22 protein-coding genes are annotated in these 19385 nt (G+C 35.9%); 10 read left to right on the top strand and 12 right to left on the bottom strand.

The window, feature by feature from the left end; all coding sequences use genetic code 11:
* Positions 1 to 377 precede the first annotated feature (377 nt).
* A complete protein-coding gene (locus PGN18_RS08530; RefSeq protein ID WP_335319027.1) occupies positions 378 to 1928 on the top strand; it encodes a trypsin-like peptidase domain-containing protein in 1551 nt (516 codons plus the stop codon).
* A gap of 59 nt (positions 1929 to 1987) precedes the next feature.
* Here the strand turns inward: PGN18_RS08530 and PGN18_RS08535 are convergent, their stop codons facing one another.
* Complete coding sequence (locus PGN18_RS08535) at positions 1988 to 2332, bottom strand: four-helix bundle copper-binding protein (RefSeq protein WP_335319028.1); 345 nt, start codon at positions 2330 to 2332, stop codon at positions 1988 to 1990.
* A gap of 315 nt (positions 2333 to 2647) precedes the next feature.
* Here PGN18_RS08535 and PGN18_RS08540 point away from each other — a divergent pair, with 315 nt between their 5' ends.
* Entirely contained in the window at positions 2648 to 3154 is a 507-nt protein-coding gene (locus PGN18_RS08540) for a hypothetical protein (RefSeq protein WP_335319029.1), read from the top strand.
* Between the two features lie 288 nt (positions 3155 to 3442).
* Positions 3443 to 3634, top strand: a complete 192-nt coding sequence (locus tag PGN18_RS08545; protein ID WP_090984599.1) for a cold-shock protein — start codon at positions 3443 to 3445, stop codon at positions 3632 to 3634.
* Positions 3635 to 3706: 72 nt separating this feature from the next.
* Here the strand turns inward: PGN18_RS08545 and PGN18_RS08550 are convergent, their stop codons facing one another.
* A complete protein-coding gene (locus PGN18_RS08550; protein WP_335319031.1) occupies positions 3707 to 4831 on the bottom strand; it encodes a TlpA family protein disulfide reductase in 1125 nt (374 codons plus the stop codon).
* 331 nt (positions 4832 to 5162) lie between these two features.
* Here PGN18_RS08550 and PGN18_RS22365 point away from each other — a divergent pair, with 331 nt between their 5' ends.
* The 4 genes from PGN18_RS22365 (at position 5163) to PGN18_RS08565 (ending at position 9212) form a co-directional block, all read left to right on the top strand.
* Entirely contained in the window at positions 5163 to 5312 is a 150-nt protein-coding gene (locus tag PGN18_RS22365; RefSeq protein ID WP_442955346.1) for a GxxExxY protein, read from the top strand.
* Positions 5313 to 5683: 371 nt separating this feature from the next.
* The gene (locus tag PGN18_RS08555) at positions 5684 to 6364 is read left to right on the top strand and encodes a succinate dehydrogenase cytochrome b subunit (RefSeq protein WP_335319032.1); all 681 of its coding nucleotides are present in this window, start codon (positions 5684 to 5686) and stop codon (positions 6362 to 6364) included.
* 19 nt (positions 6365 to 6383) lie between these two features.
* Entirely contained in the window at positions 6384 to 8363 is a 1980-nt protein-coding gene (locus PGN18_RS08560; RefSeq protein ID WP_335319033.1) for a fumarate reductase/succinate dehydrogenase flavoprotein subunit, read from the top strand.
* Positions 8364 to 8441: 78 nt separating this feature from the next.
* Entirely contained in the window at positions 8442 to 9212 is a 771-nt protein-coding gene (locus PGN18_RS08565; protein ID WP_293785546.1) for a succinate dehydrogenase/fumarate reductase iron-sulfur subunit, read from the top strand.
* Positions 9213 to 9640: 428 nt separating this feature from the next.
* Here PGN18_RS08565 and PGN18_RS08570 read toward each other — a convergent pair whose 3' ends face one another.
* The 7 genes from PGN18_RS08570 to PGN18_RS08600 form a co-directional block, all read right to left on the bottom strand.
* Positions 9641 to 10264 (bottom strand): TonB-dependent receptor plug domain-containing protein, encoded by a 624-nt coding sequence (locus PGN18_RS08570; protein WP_335319034.1) that lies wholly within the window; start codon positions 10262 to 10264, stop codon positions 9641 to 9643.
* Positions 10265 to 10275: 11 nt separating this feature from the next.
* Entirely contained in the window at positions 10276 to 12255 is a 1980-nt protein-coding gene (locus PGN18_RS08575; protein WP_335319035.1) for a TonB family protein, read from the bottom strand.
* Entirely contained in the window at positions 12252 to 12629 is a 378-nt protein-coding gene (locus tag PGN18_RS08580; protein WP_335319036.1) for a BlaI/MecI/CopY family transcriptional regulator, read from the bottom strand. The genes PGN18_RS08575 and PGN18_RS08580 overlap by 4 nt, the downstream gene beginning before the upstream one ends.
* Before the next feature lie 205 nt (positions 12630 to 12834).
* On the bottom strand, positions 12835 to 13476 hold the full coding sequence (locus PGN18_RS08585; RefSeq protein WP_335319037.1) for a response regulator transcription factor: 642 nt from the start codon (positions 13474 to 13476) through the stop codon (positions 12835 to 12837).
* Positions 13477 to 13478: 2 nt separating this feature from the next.
* Positions 13479 to 14132, bottom strand: coding sequence for a sensor histidine kinase (locus tag PGN18_RS08590; RefSeq protein ID WP_335319039.1), 654 nt, complete (start codon positions 14130 to 14132; stop codon positions 13479 to 13481).
* Positions 14133 to 14236: 104 nt separating this feature from the next.
* Positions 14237 to 14764 carry a hypothetical protein gene (locus PGN18_RS08595; protein ID WP_335319040.1) on the bottom strand — a complete coding sequence of 176 codons (528 nt, stop codon included), beginning with the start codon at positions 14762 to 14764 and terminating at the stop codon, positions 14237 to 14239.
* 172 nt (positions 14765 to 14936) lie between these two features.
* Positions 14937 to 15392: a hypothetical protein gene (locus PGN18_RS08600; RefSeq protein WP_335319041.1), complete on the bottom strand. Its 456-nt coding sequence runs from the start codon at positions 15390 to 15392 to the stop codon at positions 14937 to 14939.
* 377 nt (positions 15393 to 15769) lie between these two features.
* Here PGN18_RS08600 and PGN18_RS08605 point away from each other — a divergent pair, with 377 nt between their 5' ends.
* Positions 15770 to 16000 carry a response regulator transcription factor gene (locus PGN18_RS08605; RefSeq protein WP_335319042.1) on the top strand — a complete coding sequence of 77 codons (231 nt, stop codon included), beginning with the start codon at positions 15770 to 15772 and terminating at the stop codon, positions 15998 to 16000.
* Between the two features lie 107 nt (positions 16001 to 16107).
* Here PGN18_RS08605 and PGN18_RS08610 read toward each other — a convergent pair whose 3' ends face one another.
* The 3 genes from PGN18_RS08610 to PGN18_RS08620 are packed head-to-tail and all read right to left on the bottom strand — an operon-like array spanning position 16108 to position 17991.
* Entirely contained in the window at positions 16108 to 16905 is a 798-nt protein-coding gene (locus tag PGN18_RS08610; RefSeq protein ID WP_335319043.1) for an ABC transporter permease, read from the bottom strand.
* Position 16906: 1 nt separating this feature from the next.
* Positions 16907 to 17815, bottom strand: coding sequence for an ABC transporter ATP-binding protein (locus PGN18_RS08615; RefSeq protein WP_335319044.1), 909 nt, complete (start codon positions 17813 to 17815; stop codon positions 16907 to 16909).
* Positions 17816 to 17820: 5 nt separating this feature from the next.
* Positions 17821 to 17991 carry a hypothetical protein gene (locus PGN18_RS08620; protein ID WP_335319045.1) on the bottom strand — a complete coding sequence of 57 codons (171 nt, stop codon included), beginning with the start codon at positions 17989 to 17991 and terminating at the stop codon, positions 17821 to 17823.
* A gap of 351 nt (positions 17992 to 18342) precedes the next feature.
* Between PGN18_RS08620 and PGN18_RS08625 the strand changes: the two genes are divergently transcribed.
* Together PGN18_RS08625 and PGN18_RS08630 are read left to right on the top strand one after the other, a co-directional pair.
* Positions 18343 to 18531: a hypothetical protein gene (locus tag PGN18_RS08625; RefSeq protein ID WP_335319046.1), complete on the top strand. Its 189-nt coding sequence runs from the start codon at positions 18343 to 18345 to the stop codon at positions 18529 to 18531.
* 53 nt (positions 18532 to 18584) lie between these two features.
* A complete protein-coding gene (locus PGN18_RS08630) occupies positions 18585 to 19370 on the top strand; it encodes a sensor histidine kinase (protein WP_335319047.1) in 786 nt (261 codons plus the stop codon).
* Positions 19371 to 19385: the final 15 nt, after the last annotated feature.

The raw sequence follows: 19385 nt of genomic DNA on the forward strand, positions 1-19385 counted from the left end.
TGCAATATTTGAGATGCAAAAGGCTAATTATGATTTGTGTTTTTTGATTTAACATTTTTTAACACAAAACTAAGTGCTTTGAGGATACAAATATCGTTTATATGGTATTAAATTTGAATAAACTTACGAAAGAAAATTTAAGCAGATGGGAACTGCTGGAGCAACCTGCTTAAATCAAAATTTAAAACGCTCCTGCAAACAAGAACATTTAATAAATGAATATTATAAGCTAAACCATTAGCTAGCAAATTAGTTTATAATAAATCATGACTGTTAAAAAACAACATACACAAACATGAAACCATTAAAAGCTAACCAATTTTAAATAAAAAAGCTTTTAATAGCTTCATGACCATTAAAAAACAATATACAAACACATGAAAAAAATATTAGGAATTACCGTGTTGGCTGCTTTTATAGGTGGGGCAGCAGCAATTGGAGGTTATAAGCTATTTGAGCGTAACCAAACAGGCAGTACAATTACCGATAAACAGAATTTGTATTTTGCCAATAACCCGCTAAAAGTATCATCAGCAGGTACTGCAGATTTTACACAGGCAGCTGCGGCAGTGGCGCCGGGTGTGGTGCACATTAAAACAACTTACGCTGCACAGAGTGGCGGAGGCAGAGGTTCTTCTCCCTTTGATATGATGGAAGATTTCTTTGGTGGCGGTGGTCGTCAGATGCAACGTATGCCAAGAGCTGCATCAGGTTCCGGTGTAATCATCAGTCAGGATGGTTATATCGTAACCAACAACCACGTGGTAGAAAATGCAGAGAAGGTTGAGGTGGTTTTAACAGACAGACGTAAGGTAGAGGCGAAAGTAATTGGTCGCGACCCAAATACCGATTTAGCCTTAATTAAAGTAAATGCAACTGGTTTGCCTGTCGTAAAAATGGGTAATTCAGATAATGTACAGGTTGGAGAATGGGTGTTAGCTGTCGGTTTTCCATTAGATTTAAACACAACCGTAACAGCGGGTATTGTAAGTGCAAAAAACCGTAGCATTGGTATAATTGGCCGTGAGCAGCAAGGTAATGAAATTACAGAAGAGGAATATCGCGAATACCAACGTACCGGTAAAAGACCAGATCGTCCGGCAAATACCAGTATTGAGTCATTTATCCAAACGGATGCCGCTATTAACCCTGGTAACAGTGGTGGTGCACTTGTAAATGCTAATGGCGAATTGGTTGGTATTAACTCCGCAATTGCATCGCAGAGTGGATACAACCAGGGATATGGATTTGCTATTCCAGTTAACCTTGCCCGTAAAATTGTAGATGATTTTATGAAATATGGTTCTGTTAAACGTGGTTATATTGGTGTTAACTTTGTGCCATTAAGTGGGGAAGAAAAACCTGAAGGCATTAAAACCAACGAAATTAGTGGTTTATATGTGAATGATGTAGTTGCTGGCGGCGGTGCTGCTGCAGCGGGTATCAAAGCAGGTGACGTAATTAAAAAAGTTGATGGAGTGGTAATTAATGATTCTCCTGATCTTCAGGAAAGAGTAGGCCGTTTGAATCCTGGTGATAAGGTTAAATTAACCGTATTAAGAGACGGTGCGCTTAAAGATTATACCGTAACCTTAAAGGGAGAAGCCAGCGTTGGCCTTACAGCTAAGAATACTGCGGGTAAAAGCATAGAGGTTTCCAAACTAGGGGCGACTTTTGTTCCGGCTACGCAAGCACAAAAAGCGAAATATGGCATCAACAGTGGTGTGGTTGTAACATCGGTAACTACTGGTAAAGCTTTCGATAATATTGGTGTTGAAAAAGGTTTAATTATTACCAAAGTGAACGGACAACCTGTAAATTCTGTGGCTGATGTTCAAAAAGCATTGCCTTTAGGCAGAAATAACATGGTCAGCATTTCTGGTGTAAGTGAGCAAGGCTCATATAATTACAGTTTCCCTGCACAGTAGTTAATTGCAATAAATAATTAAAAAGGCTTCCCAAATTAGAGTAGGAAGCCTTTTTAATTTTAATCCTGATTGATTGGTTCGTGGTTGGCATGGCAGGCGTCTGCACATTCTTCGCATGCCGTCGCACATTGTCTGCAGTGTTCATGGTCGTGCTTGCTACATTCAGCTGCACAAAGCCTGCATATTTCTTCGCATAAAAGTAAATATTGGTGGCCTATAACTGAGTCTCTTTGCAATAATCTGGCCGCCTGGGTACAGATATCTGCACAATCCCTATCCAGTTTAATGCAATCGATCATCATGTTGATATCATCTTCTTTTAAGCAAGATGATGCACAGTGTTCACAAGCTAGTGCACAATCCAGTAACATTTGGATCAATGCATGGTTGTTTCTCGTTTCCATATCGGTAATTGTTTTAGTTATACATGTTTTGTAACATAATAACCGGTTGGCCAATTAAACAGTTTTTTAAAAACTGAAATGAAGTAATTCGTTGTCAATTATTATTATTTCTAATGCCGGAACACTGTATTTGTTAGATATAGGGCTATTTGTTAAAATATCTTAAATCTTAGCTGCTTCGAATAGTTATTAATACATAAATCAATATTCATCCGTTTTTCATAATCGAGAAATAGTTTCGCTATTAGTGATTGATCGTTGGTCTTTAACAAGATTAATTATTTATTTCTGTTGGAATCATTAACAAAACCGAATATGATGGCTTTAGCTAGTATTAACCTTAGCGTGAAACAATATTTCAATTTCATGTGCAGAACAGATTTTGAAAGACGAATATTTCATGATACTTATAAAGAATTTCAAGAAAGATCAAAAATATATAGCTTAGATGAACGCCTGCATACGTTTTCTCAGATGCAGCAGGCCAATAAAAAGGCCATTGCGCTAAATCAAAAGCTCCAGTACGCGGTAATGAACAGCATTGCAGCCTTAGCGTATAAAATGCCCGTTTTAAATGATATAGAAAATCGCCCAATTCTTTTCGACAATGCTGAGCTACATATTTGTGCTTCAGATCTATTAAATAAGGCGGCACACGTGGTTTCCATCACCTATACCAGTCCGAAATTAATCCTACACGAGATTGTTGGTGACTTGCTGATCTTGAGTTATAGCGCCAAAGACTACGAAAAATCAATGGTAAAGATTTCTGAAAATGTAAAAGTGAATTATGATCAAAGTAAAAGTCTTGCTTATAGCTAAATTTCCATTTTTTGCAGTTATTTATTGATAATAGGCAACAGATCGTGAGGCGGTTTTTTGTCAATATGTATGTATTTCAGGCAGAGGATCGGAGTTAAATCATCATTTTGCAGGTGTTTTATTCATAAGGCTTGAGGATGACTCAATGAATTATAGATTAAAATTAATCAGTGGACAAGCTTTAAAGGGCAAATAATCAATATATTTACAAACTTTCATATAATAAAAAATAAAAAATTTATTATGAGTATTTAAGTCTATCTTTGGTGTAAATTAAAATACAATATAATGCAACAAGGAACAGTAAAATTTTTTAATGAAACTAAAGGTTTCGGATTTATCATTCCATCTAATGGCGATGCCGAAATTTTTGTTCATGCTTCAGGCTTAATTGATAACATTCGCGAGAATGATACCGTAAACTACGATGTAGAAGAAGGTAGAAAAGGCCTAAATGCGGTAAATGTTAAAGTAGCTTAAGAAAACTCGAATACATAAATCGTAAAAAGTCTCGATGCAAATCGGGACTTTTTTATGCTTATAAGTATTAGCTCATTTTTGATCAGCTAAATGTTTGCTTATTTCACTATCGACAAGATCGATTGCGAGGTCATTATTATTTAGAATCATGCCATCTTTATCGACTAGGAAGAAATAGGTTGCACTAAAGTTACTTAAGTTTTTTGCGTTAGGTGATTTTGCACCTAAAAGATCTGAATATTGCGGCCAAATTAATTTATCCGCTTTAATTACTCGTTCCCAGCTATCTTTGTTCTTATCGAACGATACGCCAATAAATTCTACATTACGATCTTTATATTTTTCGTAGAGATTAACCAATATCTGGTTGTTTTTTCTGTTTTTTCCGCTGTAAGCAACCCAGCAGATAACCAGATTGACATTTTTCAATACACTCGAATCAAACTTTTTTCCATCAGGCGTCTCACCTTCTATATTGGGCATCTTGCTGCCAGCCATCATTTGGGTGGCCTGCATAATTTCTGAAAGCAGTTTTTTGCCCCTTTTGCTTTCCTGCACTTCCTGATCTAAACTTTTAAAGATAGAAAGGTATTTTTTGGCTTCAGAATCAGCTCTTCCAAACCTGTCCAGTAAAAATATAGTAGCGTTAGATTTAGGATGTTTTTTGGCGAAAGTTTGGATATTACTGAGCTCTGAATTTATTTTTTTTGCTCTCCATAGATCAACCTTTTTTGCCATTTCTGAAATATTATCACGGGTTGCGAGGTCGAGTTCATGCTCTGCGAGCGCTAAACTATCGAACAGGCTTCTGTTCACCTCCTCTTTTTGTTTGTAAAAGCTGATCATTTCTTCACCTTCTTTAGTCGGTACATTTTTAAACGGGTAAGCACCATTATTTTTTCCATCAATAATGCCTTTATAGTTGCCCTTATCTAAATAAAAGTAATATTCTTCATCATGGCCGCCGTCGTGTGTACTCAATATGGCATAACCCGTTTTGGGCATATTGATCTTGAATGTTTGATTGCCATTAATGATGTTTTCAGCTTTTAAGGTTTCGCCGTTTTCTGAACTTTTGATAAAGATTACCGCGTTAGGACCAAAATTTTTAGTTTCCAAATTGAAAATAGCTGGAGCAGGATCGCAGGCACAATAGAGGCAGGCGAACAAAAAAAGTAAAAATAGTTCTTTTTTCATATTATTAATTTGATAGAACAATATAACGAAAAGATTAGTTGTTCATGTGTGGGTATTTAGTTTTTTAGTTAATATCAAAGTTTATCATTAAGAAATTAAGGTAGCTAAGAGGGTATTTGTTGTTTTATTATCCCTAGTGAAAATGCTTAAATGTTAATGCTTAAAAACATGTTTTAACTAAGTTAAACTTGGGAATGACTAAAAATGAGGTTACACCGTTATCGGATGAGGTAACAGGATTCGCAAGTAAAGTTCATAAAAAATATTAGGTCCTGATTTATTGGAAGTGTTTATGAATGCTGCTCAAAATATGAGTTGAAAAAACCGATATATTGTAGCCTATCAGTTTGTGCTGTCTGTGGTATATGATGATTTAGAAATGGATTTAAATTTGCGTCCGGGTTTGGTTGTTGACAATTGTGTTTTAATAGAAGTAAAGGCGATATCTAATATCCTACCTGTTCATCAAGCAAAACTCTAAGGATATATGAAAAACTTCTAGTCGTTCCGCGGGGATTATTGATTAATTTTTTACAGAGAATATTACCAAAGCATAGTTGCTATGGTAAATGAATATTTTAAAAATTTACCAGACAAATAAATTTAACGCTCCTGCTGCACAAACTTAATGGCCTTACTTTTCAATGGTCAGGAAATATTAAGCTAGTTGCTACATTTTAGTTATGCTTAATAATCGAAACACTAAATAATTGCATATTCTTTCGATTAATTACGAATATCCTTTAGAATGTTTCTAAATAAATGTTTTATCGCTGTTTTGTCATAATCGTTTATAAACTAAGACCATAATTAGATATTTTTGCAAGAAATTTAGATATAAATCCTAATCAAATGAGTGGTTTCGGAAATGCACTTTCTTCATCAATAGGAAGAAAATATGTTATGGGTGTTACAGGGATATTCCTGATACTCTTTTTAATTGTACATGCTGGTATTAATTCGTTAATATTTCTTGACGATAATGGTTTAAAGTTTAACATTGGAGCACATTTTATGGCTACCAATTGGATCATTAGAGCAGGTGAGTACATATTGTTCTTAGGTTTACTTGTGCACATTTACCAGGCAGTTAACCTCACTATCCAAAACAAAAAAGCCAGGCCAGAAGGTTACGCGGTTTATAATGGTAATGCTAATAGTAAATGGTATAGCCGCTCCATGGGCTTGTTGGGAACTTTATTGCTGATTTTTCTGGTTATCCACTTGAAAGACTTTTGGGTGGTTTCCCGTTTTACAGGCATTCCAACAGTTGATGCCAACGGACATGAGGATTTATATGCAGTAATGAAAGAAAAGTTCCAGGATCCTGTTAGAGTTGCTGCCTATGTTTTGTTAATGGTATCCCTTTGTTACCATTTGCTGCACGGTTTCGCTTCTGCATTCCAGACTATGGGATGGAATCATTCGAAATATAATGGGATTATTAAACGTGTTAGTGTATGGTATGCAGTAATTATTTCGATCGTATTCGCATTAATGCCAATTGCAGTTTACACACATTTAATTGATTAAGTTTTAGCACAAAAGATATATGTCAGATATTAATTCAAATATTCCAGAAGGCGAATTAGCCAGTAAATGGACAAAATATAAGTCTTCTGTGCCTTTGGTTAACCCATCGAACAAAAGAACTATTGAAGTAATCATTGTAGGTTCAGGTTTAGCAGGTGCTTCGGCGGCAGCTACTTTAGCTGAAATGGGTTACAAAGTAAAATGTTTTTGTTTCCAGGATTCACCACGTAGAGCACACTCCATCGCTGCTCAGGGGGGTATCAATGCAGCAAAAAACTATCAGAATGATGGTGATAGTGTTTATCGCCTTTTCTATGATACGATTAAAGGAGGTGATTATCGCGCCCGCGAAGCTAATGTGCATCGTTTGGCTGAGGTAAGTGCCAATATTATTGATCAATGTGTGGCACAAGGTGTGCCTTTAGCCCGCGAATATGGTGGTTTGTTAGATAACCGTTCATTTGGTGGTACACAGGTTCAACGTACTTTTTATGCTGCTGGTCAAACTGGTCAACAGTTATTATTAGGTGCATACTCTGCTTTAGAACGCCAGATTGGTATGGGTAAGGTAGAAATGTATACCCGCCACGAAATGCTTGAGGTGGTTAAAATCGATGGCAAAGCACGTGGTATTATTGCCCGTAACTTAATTACAGGTGAAATCGAGCGTCACTTCGGTCACGCCGTTGTATTAGGAACAGGTGGTTACGGTAACGTATTCTATCTTTCTACCAATGCAATGGGAAGTAATGTTACTGCAGCCTGGAAAGCGCACAAACAAGGTGCTTATTTTGCAAACCCTTGTTACACGCAGATTCACCCAACCTGTATTCCCGTTTCTGGCGATCACCAATCTAAATTAACCCTGATGTCTGAATCGTTACGTAACGATGGACGAATCTGGGTGCCTAAAAAGAAAGATGACAACCGTAAAGCTTCAGAAATTCCTGAAGATGAAAGAGATTATTACTTAGAGCGCCGTTATCCTGCTTTTGGTAACCTGGTTCCCCGTGACGTGGCTTCGCGTGCGGCGAAAGAGCGTTGCGATGCAGGTTATGGTGTTGGCGCTTCTAAACTGGCTGTTTATTTAGACTTTAAAGCTAACACGGAGCGTTACGGAAGAATCGAAGCGGCTAAAGTAGGTAACCACAATCCGGATAAAGAAACCTGCATGCGTTTAGGTACTGCGGTAATTAAGGAAAAATATGGTAACCTGTTTGATATGTATGCGCAGATTACTGGCGAGAACCCTTACGAAACACCAATGCGTATCTATCCAGCAGTTCACTATACTATGGGTGGTTTATGGGTTGATTATAACCTAATGACGTCGGTACCAGGTTTATATTGTACCGGAGAGGCTAACTTCTCTGATCATGGAGCAAACCGTTTAGGTGCATCTGCTCTAATGCAAGGTTTAGCCGACGGTTATTTCGTTTTACCTTATACTATAGGTGCTTATTTATCAAAAGAAATTTCTACCAAAGCTATCCCAACTGATCATCCTGCATTTGTAGAGGCAGAGGAAAGGGCGACGGGCATTTTAAATAAGCTGATCAATATTAAAGGAACGAAGTCTGTAGATCATTTCCACAAACGTTTAGGCCACATTATGTGGGAGAAATGTGGTATGGCCCGTAACGAAAAAGGTTTAAACGAGGCCATTCAGGAAATCAGGGCTTTACGTGCTGAATTCTGGAGTGATGTTCGTGTGCCTGGGGTTGTTAATGAGCTTAATCCTGAATTGGAAAAAGCAGGACGCGTAGCTGATTTTATCGAACTGGGCGAGTTGATGTGTATTGATGCTTTAAACCGTAACGAAAGTTGTGGTGGTCACTTCCGCGAAGAGTATCAGACAGAAGAAGGTGAAGCATTACGTGATGATGAGAACTATGCTTACGTAGCTGCCTGGGAATTTAAAGAAGGTGTAAACTTCGAACTTCATAAAGAAGAACTGAAGTTTGAAAATATTAAAGTTGCACAAAGAAGTTATAAATAGTGACGCGTATGGCGTTCAGCGTAAAGCGGTTAATCGCCAAACGCTAAATGCAACCCGCTAACCTAAAACCTCAATATCATGAGTACAGGAAATATGAACTTAACGCTAAAAGTTTGGCGTCAAAAAAATAACAATACCAAAGGTGCTTTGGTAGATTATAAATTGGCCGATATTTCACCGGATATGTCTTTCTTAGAGATGTTCGATGTATTAAACGAACAATTAATTAACAAGGGTGAGGAACCGGTGGTATTCGACCATGATTGCCGCGAAGGGATTTGCGGAATGTGTTCAATGTTTATCAATGGTCGTCCGCACGGACCAAAAGATTTGGTGACTACCTGCCAGTTGCACATGCGCTCTTTCAAAGATGGCGATACCATAGTTGTTGAGCCTTGGAGAGCGGCTGCTTTCCCGGTAGTAAAAGATTTAACTGTTGATCGTTCTGCGTTTGATAGGGTTATTGCTGCTGGTGGTTTTATTTCGGTAAACACAGGTAATGCACAAGATGCCAACAATTTGCCAATTCCTAAAATGCAGGCTGATGCGGCTTTTGAAGCGGCAGCTTGTATAGGCTGTGGTGCTTGTGTAGCAACTTGTAAAAATGCTTCGGCAATGTTATTTGTATCTGCCAAGATATCTCAGTTAGCTTTATTGCCACAAGGCCAGCCAGAGCGTTACCGCAGGGTACAGAGTATGGTGGCACAAATGGATGCTGAAGGTTTTGGTAACTGTACCAATACTGGTGCCTGTGAGGCCGAATGCCCTAAAGGGATTTCTCTGGAAAACATCGCACGTATGAACCGCGATTTTGCATCTGCAAAATTTATTTCAGAAGAAACCGTTTAAAAATATACTGTGTTCCTGGTTTAATGACCAGGCGTTAAGCCTCCACAATGTGGGGGCTTTTTAGTTTCGCTAAACTTGTTTTAGTCTAATAGCGCTGACGTGTTGTTATTCCTCTTAATACCGTTAGTTTAATTTTAAATGCTTTTTAAACAATTGCAGACTATTGTGAAAACATACGAAACTTTAATTTCTGAAAGCGATAGTTTATATAATATTTTGATTGCAAAATAAAAGTTTGCGAAAGTTGTAATAATCTTATGTTTGCATATTAAATTTTTGCTTATTTAGAAATTTTATTCTGTAATATTTGCATATATATTAAATTTTTTCTAGATTTAATATTCCGAGACAGGAGAGAAAACACAAAACCCCGGCAAATTTGCTGGGGTTTTGTGTTTAGATAAAATTGTCGCTTACCTTATTTAACATCAATTTTTCTTTGGGGTTGCTTTTTTAGTGGTAATCATTATCACTCCATTTTTGCCTTTGTTGCCATATTGTTTTAGTGCATTGGCATCTTTCAGCACATCTATTGATTTAATAGAATCTTTATTTATGTTAGGGTCAGTAACCTCTTTTCCATCTACAATGTAAAGTGGTTTTGCTTTTTCTTCAAAATCTCTGTTTAGCAAGTTTCTCTTGATTACTGGCGTCTCACTATTAGGTAAGGGATCTGCCCTAAGTCCTAATACTTCTCCCCTTAGATTAAGACCTACAGTGTCAATGGCTTTGTGTTTAAACAGATTAGTGCCAACGGTATTATTTTTAGTTTCAATTTCTATAACACCTGCTGTACCATCTGTTCCATATTTTGCAATAGCAAGACTATCTTTTAAAATGTTGATGGTTTTAATATTGTCAGGATTAATCCCAGACAGCGACGCCGTGCCTCTTATATATTGTTTGTTCCCATCAATTATAATTAAGGGGTCAGTACCGAATGTTGGATTCGCTTTGATTATCGTTTTCGATGCGGCATTACTATCGGTCTGTTGCGCGAAACCGGCTAAACTAAAGCCCATCAGCAAGCTAAATACAATTACTTTTTTCATATTGAATTTGATTAGAAGTTTCTTTGTCGTTCGAAAAAGTTAGTGTTTTTATCTATTATAGGCTCTTTTGAGTTAAGTGGACTGAAAATATTGCTTTTTGAACTTTTACTGGTCACTAAAATGACGCCGCCTTTGGCTTTTGGCCCATATAGGTCTATTGCAGTTTTATCTTTTAATACCTCCACTGATTCGATATCATTTGGATTAACCGTACTTAGCAGACTGTTATCTGGTAATTTAACACCATCCAAAATAATTAATGGGTCATTATTTGTCCCGTCCATTAATCTAATTTTAGTGTTGGAAATGCTGCTTGTTTTGGTTTCTTTTGCCGGATCGGTTAGGGTAAAATTAATGTTGATATTATACTTTACCCTTACAGCTGAGCCATTTTGGATGCCTGGGTTCCATTTGGGCGATTCTTTTAAAACCCTTATGGCTTCTTCGTCAGTCCCACTACCTAAACCGCGTGTAACCTGTATGTCAGAAAGGGAACCATCTTTTTCAACTACAAAGCAAAGGAAAACCTTACCCTGAATATTATTATCCTGCGCCACCTTCGGATATTTGATATTGCTACCTACATATTTATAAAATTTGGTGATGCCACCCGGAAATTCCGGTTGTTTCTCGATCGAGACGAAATCGTATACTTCACCTTTATTTTCAGATTTTAAATCTTTTGTTTCTGTAACTTCAGGAAGATAGGATAAGATATTAATTTTGTTCAGATTTATATATCCATCAGATTTTGGGAACAATTTATTCTTAAATTCTTCTGAAGATTCTGGAATGCTAAAACTCACTGGCAAAGCATATTTTCCATCAGCAATAGTATTAAAACCTTTATATAATAAAATTACCCTCATTAATTCTTCATCGCAGCCAGCGCCTAATTTAATATTTGATGTAATATGGGTCACCACACCTGCTTTTATGTTAAACTTTACTTGGGCATTACCCCGAATTTGATTGCTATTTGCTTCCTTTGGATATTTGATGTTATTTGCTAAAAATTGATAAAACCCCTTCCAGTTTGGATCTATTCTGCTGTCAACCGAAGTGTGTGGTGGTATAACATTCTTCACAGGTGAAGATATGATGTTTTCAACCATCTCCAATGGTTTATCCATTGGGATTTGATCGGTAATGGACAACAATTTTTCGTTTTTGCGTATAGTAGCTGATGAAAGTACAATGATAAGCGCAAATAGCGGAATAAAAATTCCATACTTAATAATAGCGATTTTTTTAGAGCGCTCTTTATGAAGCATGAAAATTCTTTTTTTGATCAAAGATTTTTCTAAAAAGCCGTTTGTTAAGCTGTTTGGTGAAATGCCAAATGCCTTGCTAAGTAGCAGCATGGCGTATTCCGCCTTATCGCCTTGAAACTCGGCCGCAAGTTCATCGGCCAAATATTCATGGATATTTTTAATGGCTTTCTTATAAAAATAAATCACTGGGTTTATCCAGGTAATGATTCCTATAATTTCGAAAAACAAAATATCCAGGCTATGCCATTGTTTGATGTGTGTTTCTTCGTGGATATCAATCACATCCATTAGCGGTAATTCTTGATCGATTACTTTTTTTCTAAAGAAAGAAAAAGCCGAGCCTGCTTTATTTATAGCAATCAATTTTTTAACAGCCAATAAATTATATATAAACCTGCCAAAAAAGAACAAAATTCCTGCGCAGTAAATGTACACAAGTACGTTGGACCAGTTAAAGCCATCATTACGGTCTGTTATAATCGTAGCCTGTGCCAATACCGCTTCCCAATTAACCGAAGTATAAACCTGTTGTGCAGCTTTCTGTTCTGTTAACCATTCTAAACGTATAAATGGCGTACATATAGATAAAACTCCCGCAGTTACTAAATAAATGCGGTTTAAGGTGAAGTAGGTTTCCTTATATAATAGTAATTTGTAAAAGCCAAAAAAAACAATTAAGTATAAGTTTACCTGTAACAAGTAGTGGGCAAAACTCATTTTGGCTTATGTTTAATCTGGTTAATCATTTTTAAAATTTCATCAACATCACTTAAATCCAATTTTTCTTCTTTAACGAAGAAAGAGAACATACTTTCTACCGAATTTTCGAAGTAATTGCCTAACAGTTTTTCTGTGGCATGGCGTTTATATTCTTCTTTGCTGATTAAAGGATAATATTGATGAGCCTTGCCAAAAGCTTCATGGCCAATAAAACCTTTGGTTTCCAAAATTCTGATGATTGTTGATACGGTATTGTAAGCAGGCTTGGGAAGAGGGAGCTCTTCAATCACTTCTTTAACAAATGCTTTTTCCAACTGCCATAAAACCTGCATAATCTGCTCTTCCGCTTTGGTTAAATCTTTAATTTCCATAATAGTTAATAATAATAAGGATGATGGCAAATTGACTTGCCTTAGCTAAAGTTAAAACTAACTGGTTAGTTATCCAAATTTTATCTCATTATTATTGTTGGAGAATAAATAAGATGTGGTTGTAATGTTCTAGGGCTGGTAATGATAAAACGGTCGTAAAATTAAGTATATATTGTGTTGTAAATCAGTATTTTGATTTTTTTAGTTAGATATTGATCAGGTTGTGTTTGATGCCATACACCACTAAACCCGTGCGGGATTTAATATTTAACTTGGCAAAAAGAGATTCCCTATAGTTGTCAACCGTTCTAGGACTCACATTCATGAGATCAGCAATTTCTTTATAGGTAAGTTCTGTACTGCAATATTGTAAAAAAGTAAGTTCTCTGGCAGAAAATGTGGGTTTAACATCTTCGTCTTTTAAAGCCACTAAAAGCCTGCCTGATACAATTTCATTCACATAAACACCTTTGTTTACAATTACTTTAATAGCCGTCAATAAGTCAGAAGGTGTAGATTCTTTGAGCATATAACCCCCGGCACCTGCTTTGAGCATCCCTATTATTGCCTTTTCATCTTCAAGCATGCTGAGTGCGAGCACGTGAACATCTGGATAGTTGGCTTTAACCCATTTGGTGGTAGCAAAACCATCCATTACGGGCATATTAATGTCCATTAAAATAAGCTGAACTCCAGCATGCTGATTGATTTTAGTTTGAAGATCGATTCCGTTCATGGCTTCGAATGCTACTTCTATTTCATCAAATTCTTCTAATAAACTCGCTAATCCAGAGCGGAAGAGGGTGTGGTCATCAACAATTGCAATAGCAATACTTGGGTGCTGCATAATTAAGGGTAAGGGATTTCAATTGAAATAGACGTGCCTTCGCCTGGCGCCGAATTTAATACTAATTTTCCATTGATCATCTCCATTCTTTTGTAAATAGAACTTAAACCCATCCCCGATTTTTTAGTATTGAATTCATCTGGGTAAAATCCTATCCCGTTATCTGTTACATTTAAATATAAAATGTCTTGTTTGAGATAGGCATCAATTTTTATATGTTTTGCCTGAGCATGTTTTATAATGTTGTTGATAATTTCCTGCAACAAACGAAGAATGATCAAATCCTTATCGGGCGATGTGATCGGCAGATTTAACAACTGATTGCTCACTTTCAGTTCGTATGTTCCTGCCTTATTGAGCCAGTTAATTTCCTGATCAATAGCATGGCCAATGCCATTTTCTACCAGCTGTTCTCCGTGAAGTAGCTTGGCCAATTCCCTTAACTCTTTAATCGATTTGTTAACAAGGGCTAACGAATTATCTATCTTCTTTTTGGCTTTCTCAACATCATTTAAATTTACGGAGTTTAAGGTGAGGGTAGTAAGGCTGAGCAGCTGGCCAACATTATCGTGTAATTCGGTAGCGATACTTTGCATGGTCTGGTCCTGCACTTCCACACGTGTTTGAAGCATTTCTGACTCAAATTTTTGTTGCATATTTTGCTTTTCAAGGAAATGATTTTTTTTATGCCGGTTGTAAGACCTGATGTAAAGGAGTAAAAATATGGGCATCAGAAGAAAAACAAATGATGCCAATATGATTAGGGACATATTTTCCGTTGACGAGCTCTGCATACAAATGAATAGGCCCAAAAGCCATATAAAAAAAGATTGAGTGTTGTATAGATGATTAACCGGGTGTTATATTTTCCTAAAAACTTTTGTTGAATAATATCGTCAAAAAAATTGGCGAGCGTACTTCCGAAATAAAAAATTAGTGTTCCACCTACCCACCAAAATGCTGGATGAAATTTTAAATCAATATAATTTTCGTCTTTAAGCAACAGATAAAAATACAAAAGGCCATAAATTACAAAAATAACAGACGCTATACTGATGGTAAAGGCATTGTAAACGTTAATGCCATGCATAAAGGTAAATATTGTATAAATTACCATTACTAATGCATATGATGCCATCATCCAGTATTTGACATTTGCATACTGTTTTGTGAAGGTAAAAAATCCATAAGTGATAAATGAAATCTCAAATATTGTATAAATATTGTAAACACATAAATTCGTATGGTAGGTGATGGCGAAGTACCTGCCAACTATTTCAGTTAACATAACTATTACCATGTAAAATATGGTGATTATCCAAAATCTAGACTTGTCTTTGGATAAAAAGCAGATAGCAAAAATAAGGCACAGCAACTCTATGTACGAGTTGCTGTTTGAAAGAATAAATTTTAAGTTATTCAGTATGTCAAGATACGTGACGGCGTGTGTTGTCATTTATTTAATCATACATTAATGGACTCTTATCATCACATAGGTGTGGACATAATGAAGATCTATTATAAGGATCAGTAGGTGGAGGAACAGATCCTCCATAGCTACCATCTTTATCAATAAAATAATCTACGCGGGGCTTGCCATCAATTATTTTAGTTATGACGAGCAGTAATGTATTCATTTCGGCATAAGTATGAGGGATTTTGTCTCCATAGTCAAGTTTATTGATCTGATCAATAATTTCATCGGTATATCTTGCAAAATATATCCTGATTCCATCCCCTTCAAATTCTTCCAGTTTTTTGGTTAATGAAATAATTTGGTCTGCAGGAAACCAGGCTGCTTCGGTAAAAGCACCTTTCTCTGCATCCTGGCTTTTGCGGAAAGCGGCCGTCATTTGGCTGGCAATACCTACTGGTACTGTGTTTGTTGAGCTGTTTTTAGCGTTTTTTTCGAACATAATTTGATTGATAAATTAAGAACTAAATTATACTTTTTTGTTTATTGATGGTAATTATCGATAAGTCTTTCACATTGATAAGATGTCAATTTGTAAAAAATTGGGTTGATAAAATTGAATTCTCCTACTATATAAACAATTGAATATAACGAATTAAATAGTTTTAAATACCGTAAAAACACCTTTCAATTTAGGGTGTTTTGTGCTAACATCATACTGCCTTTGTCCACTACTTTTGGTACGCAATAGCAAAAGAATATTTTTTTTGTTAACGAATAATGAAGTCTATCCTATACAAACAAACATTTTAGACTTATTTTAAAATGAGTTTATTTTCGGTAAAACTTCACTTATTAAACATTTAATTCTCTCGAAAAATGATAAATAATATTTTATTGCAAGAAAATCATGGATTGATTAGTGAAAGGGAAATTGAAATTGTACATCTGCTATCAATGGGTTATAACAGCAAAGAAATAGGCTCAATGCTTTTTATCAGCGAGCATACCGTAAATACGCATAGAAGAAATATGGTGAGAAAGCTAGATCTTAAGAATTCTTATCAATTAATTGTCTGGGCGTTTAAAGAAAGAATATTATCTCTATAAGAACTAAAAATATACACAACCTCTCAGTCTAAACAAAAAAGCCTGCTATTTGATACTAAAGTCAGATCAGCAGGCTTTTATTTTGTGGGTATGTTTTATTTAGGCGATTACTTGATGCTCTTTTTGGTTACAATAAAATAGCCAATGATGAAAAGAACTGAAGCATAAATTAAGCTTGTCCATATTTCCTCGGTAAAAACAGGGAAAGTTAATGGATCAGTACCTTTTTTTACCTTAGTTATTTTTAAAGCCAGCGTTGGTAAAGAATAGGGAATAAGGTAAGCATATTTCCACCCTACATTAGCCGCAATAATGCCCATGATGGTGCCAACAAAGCCTATGCCCATAGGTTTAAGGAAATCGCTCCATAACAAGCTCAATATAAATTGTATGGATAAAATACCTAAAGAAGCTAAAAATAATTTGGTATAAGCGTTAATCAGAATATGTAATGGGTTGTATTGATTAAAATTAAACTTAGGAACCAATACCTGTAATAAATGACCAAATGCGTAAGTAAGTGTGGAAAATAGGAATAGGCAGATAAATATTAACAATATCGAATACAGGTATTTTGCTGCATAAATTGAAAATTTATTCAGGGGTTGGGCAAATAACATTTTCCAGGTATCGTTCTTGTGTTCGATATTGTTAACTGAAAAAGCCATAAATATAACGTAGAACGGCATGATCAAGAATCCCATTACGCCTAGTGCCGCGCCACTATATTGGGCCCATAAGAACATTGGAGGGTAATGGTTCGCGATGATTTTTTCAGCATTGTAATAAAAACCCGAACTGATTAAACCACAAATAATTAGGGGTAACAATATAGCCGCCCAGAAAGCCAGGGTTTTTCTGGATTTGTAAAATTCTGATACTAAGGAAATATAAAGAGCGTGCATTTTAGTTGGTTTTAGTGATATCAAGGAACAAGTTTTCGAGATCTTTTCGTTGTTGATACAGACTGCTCACTGTAAAACCATTCTGGATTAATAATGTATTTAGTTCTCCGCTTTTTTGTGAAGAAACAAATGGTACAGTTATCACCTCTTCTGTTTTTGTCGTAACATCATATCCCTGCTTTATTAGTAGGGAGCTTGCATCTTCAATATTGTCGACTTCGATTTCAAGCATGGGTTTGCTCAATAAATGAAGTTCGTTTATCGTACCCTGAAATAACAACTGACCTTTGTTGATAATGCCAACGTGAGTTGCTGTTCTTTCTATTTCCGCCAATAGATGGCTTGAAACCAGGATGGTTTTTTGATGTTTTGTAGCTAGATCGATCATAAGGTTCCGAACCTCAATAATCCCATTTGGGTCCAATCCATTGGTAGGCTCATCTAAAAGGAGTAACTCTGGATCTGAAATTAATGCCTGTGCAATGCCTAGCCGTTGTTTCATGCCTAGCGAATATTTATTGGCTTTTTTATTTGCTGCTTCCGCTAAGCCAACCATGGATAGCATTTCATCAGCCTTTGCTTTTTTAATGCCGAGCAAGATACAACGGTTAACCAGATTTTCTCTTCCTGTTAAATGACCATAAATGGCCGGTTGTTCTACCAATGCACCTATACGTTTAAGAATCGCTATACGATTGCTGTTTATTTCTTTACCAAATATAAAAACCTGATCGGATGGTGACTTCAATAGGTTTAATAGAATTTTTATGGTGGTTGTTTTACCAGCGCCATTTGGACCTAAAAAACCGTATATGCTTCCTTTCGGTACTTGTAAAGATAGATCTTTTACTATAGTCTGGTTGCCGAAATTAAAGTTTAGACCTACGGTTTCGATAGCGTAATTACCCATTACAACTATTTGAAAATTGCAGTTGCCTGTTTCACAATAGAACCAGTTGTTTTTGTAGGTTTTACAACAATTTCTGCATCATTCTGATTGTTGTTAACGGTAAGCGTTAAAATAATCATCATAAATACCGGTACTAATAAAAGTAAAAATGGCGATGTGTTGGCTAACTTTTTCATGATTGATAGTTTTATTTGAGAGGTTGCGAAAAGACCATCAGTAATTACTGTTTGATTTTTGAATTGGATTGCTGATGATGTTTTCATTTTATTTTCGTTTTGATGATTCAAAGAAACTCAAGAAAAACAACCTGCTAAAATCTATTATACCAAATGTTCAAGATTCTAGATCAACAGACATTTTTGGCGTTTGTCGATAAAATTTGCCTATTGGGCCGTTGGTAGAAAAAAAATGCCAGTTGGTAGATTGTGTAAGTAAATCGGTAAAACTTTATTTATTTTGGATGCATGAAAATGCGGTTCAGATGCACATATATCATGCGCTGCTATTTCTGATAAAAAAAAATATAAATGAAAGAAGGTAAAGGTGCTTTAATATTGCATAGCATTTTCTGGGCGACTATATTGATAGGTGCAGTTGTAATTGTAATCACAACTGGTTCGGGAATAACGCTGAAGCGAGAGTTTATCTCATTTGGTGTATTTGGAATCCTAAATGTTTCACTCTTCTCCAATCAACTACATTTTTTTGATTCCTGAGCTCATTAAGAGAAGAAAAAAAGTATTGGCTTTATGTTTTTGCTTTTTTTCTGATGATTGCTGTTTTTGCATTAATTAAGACCGTTATCGCAGTTTTGTATCCTGCTGATATGATGATGGTGAGAGGTAAAACTGCTGAATATAATGTAAACGAATATTATGCTGGGAAAGCTTTTGTTGGTGGCTTTTTTATGATCAGTAGCTGTATTATCAAATTTACTATTGATTGGTTTGCGAGTGAGCGGATTCAGCGTAACTTAGAAAGTGAGCGACGTGAGATGGAACTTCAATTTTTAAAATCACAGTTAAACCCACATTTTCTTTTCAACTCACTTAATAATATCTATTCGCTGGCCTATCAAAAATCGGATAAAACAGCTGATGCGATTATGAAGCTTTCTGAGATTATGCGTTACATGATTTATGAAAGCAATACGCCCACGGTAGCCTTAAGTAAAGAAGTTGATTATTTAACCAGTTATATCGAACTGCAAAAAATACGTTTTAAGGATGGTGCTTATATCGAGCTTACCTTAAACGGTGAGATCGATAATCAAAAAATTGTTCCTCTGATGCTAATTTCTTTTGTGGAGAATGCATTTAAGCATGGTGTAGTGACCGATCCGACAGAACCTGTAAAAATCAATATTATTGCGAACCAGAAGATTTTGCATTTTAGTGTGGTGAATAAAAAGAATCAACAGAATAAAGATGCACAAGGCGGAGTTGGTTTAACCAATGTAGAACGACGGTTACAATTGGTTTATCCTGATAGATATAAATTAAATGTTGTAAATTCGTCTACACATTATACCTGCGAACTGATGATCGACATATAATCCGATAACCAAACA

The sequence above is a fragment of the Pedobacter terrae genome (assembly GCF_036946585.1).
Lineage (GTDB): Bacteria > Bacteroidota > Bacteroidia > Sphingobacteriales > Sphingobacteriaceae > Pedobacter > Pedobacter terrae_C.

Coding starts and splice junctions, on each gene's coding strand:
- PGN18_RS08605 (WP_335319042.1), top strand. CDS start 15,770: ATGATAAATAATATTTTATTGCAAGAAAATCATGGATTGATTAGTGAA.
- PGN18_RS08565 (WP_293785546.1), top strand. CDS start 8,442: ATGAGTACAGGAAATATGAACTTAACGCTAAAAGTTTGGCGTCAAAAA.
- PGN18_RS08595 (WP_335319040.1), bottom strand. CDS start 14,764: ATGTTAACTGAAATAGTTGGCAGGTACTTCGCCATCACCTACCATACG.
- PGN18_RS08570 (WP_335319034.1), bottom strand. CDS start 10,264: ATGAAAAAAGTAATTGTATTTAGCTTGCTGATGGGCTTTAGTTTAGCC.
- PGN18_RS08615 (WP_335319044.1), bottom strand. CDS start 17,815: ATGGGTAATTACGCTATCGAAACCGTAGGTCTAAACTTTAATTTCGGC.
- PGN18_RS08590 (WP_335319039.1), bottom strand. CDS start 14,132: ATGCAACAAAAATTTGAGTCAGAAATGCTTCAAACACGTGTGGAAGTG.
- PGN18_RS08620 (WP_335319045.1), bottom strand. CDS start 17,991: ATGAAAAAGTTAGCCAACACATCGCCATTTTTACTTTTATTAGTACCG.
- PGN18_RS08580 (WP_335319036.1), bottom strand. CDS start 12,629: ATGGAAATTAAAGATTTAACCAAAGCGGAAGAGCAGATTATGCAGGTT.
- PGN18_RS08575 (WP_335319035.1), bottom strand. CDS start 12,255: ATGAGTTTTGCCCACTACTTGTTACAGGTAAACTTATACTTAATTGTT.
- PGN18_RS08530 (WP_335319027.1), top strand. CDS start 378: ATGAAAAAAATATTAGGAATTACCGTGTTGGCTGCTTTTATAGGTGGG.
- PGN18_RS08550 (WP_335319031.1), bottom strand. CDS start 4,831: ATGAAAAAAGAACTATTTTTACTTTTTTTGTTCGCCTGCCTCTATTGT.
- PGN18_RS08625 (WP_335319046.1), top strand. CDS start 18,343: ATGAAAGAAGGTAAAGGTGCTTTAATATTGCATAGCATTTTCTGGGCG.
- PGN18_RS08540 (WP_335319029.1), top strand. CDS start 2,648: ATGATGGCTTTAGCTAGTATTAACCTTAGCGTGAAACAATATTTCAAT.
- PGN18_RS08535 (WP_335319028.1), bottom strand. CDS start 2,332: ATGGAAACGAGAAACAACCATGCATTGATCCAAATGTTACTGGATTGT.
- PGN18_RS08630 (WP_335319047.1), top strand. CDS start 18,585: ATGATTGCTGTTTTTGCATTAATTAAGACCGTTATCGCAGTTTTGTAT.
- PGN18_RS08555 (WP_335319032.1), top strand. CDS start 5,684: ATGAGTGGTTTCGGAAATGCACTTTCTTCATCAATAGGAAGAAAATAT.
- PGN18_RS08610 (WP_335319043.1), bottom strand. CDS start 16,905: ATGCACGCTCTTTATATTTCCTTAGTATCAGAATTTTACAAATCCAGA.
- PGN18_RS08560 (WP_335319033.1), top strand. CDS start 6,384: ATGTCAGATATTAATTCAAATATTCCAGAAGGCGAATTAGCCAGTAAA.
- PGN18_RS08585 (WP_335319037.1), bottom strand. CDS start 13,476: ATGCAGCACCCAAGTATTGCTATTGCAATTGTTGATGACCACACCCTC.
- PGN18_RS08600 (WP_335319041.1), bottom strand. CDS start 15,392: ATGTTCGAAAAAAACGCTAAAAACAGCTCAACAAACACAGTACCAGTA.
- PGN18_RS08545 (WP_090984599.1), top strand. CDS start 3,443: ATGCAACAAGGAACAGTAAAATTTTTTAATGAAACTAAAGGTTTCGGA.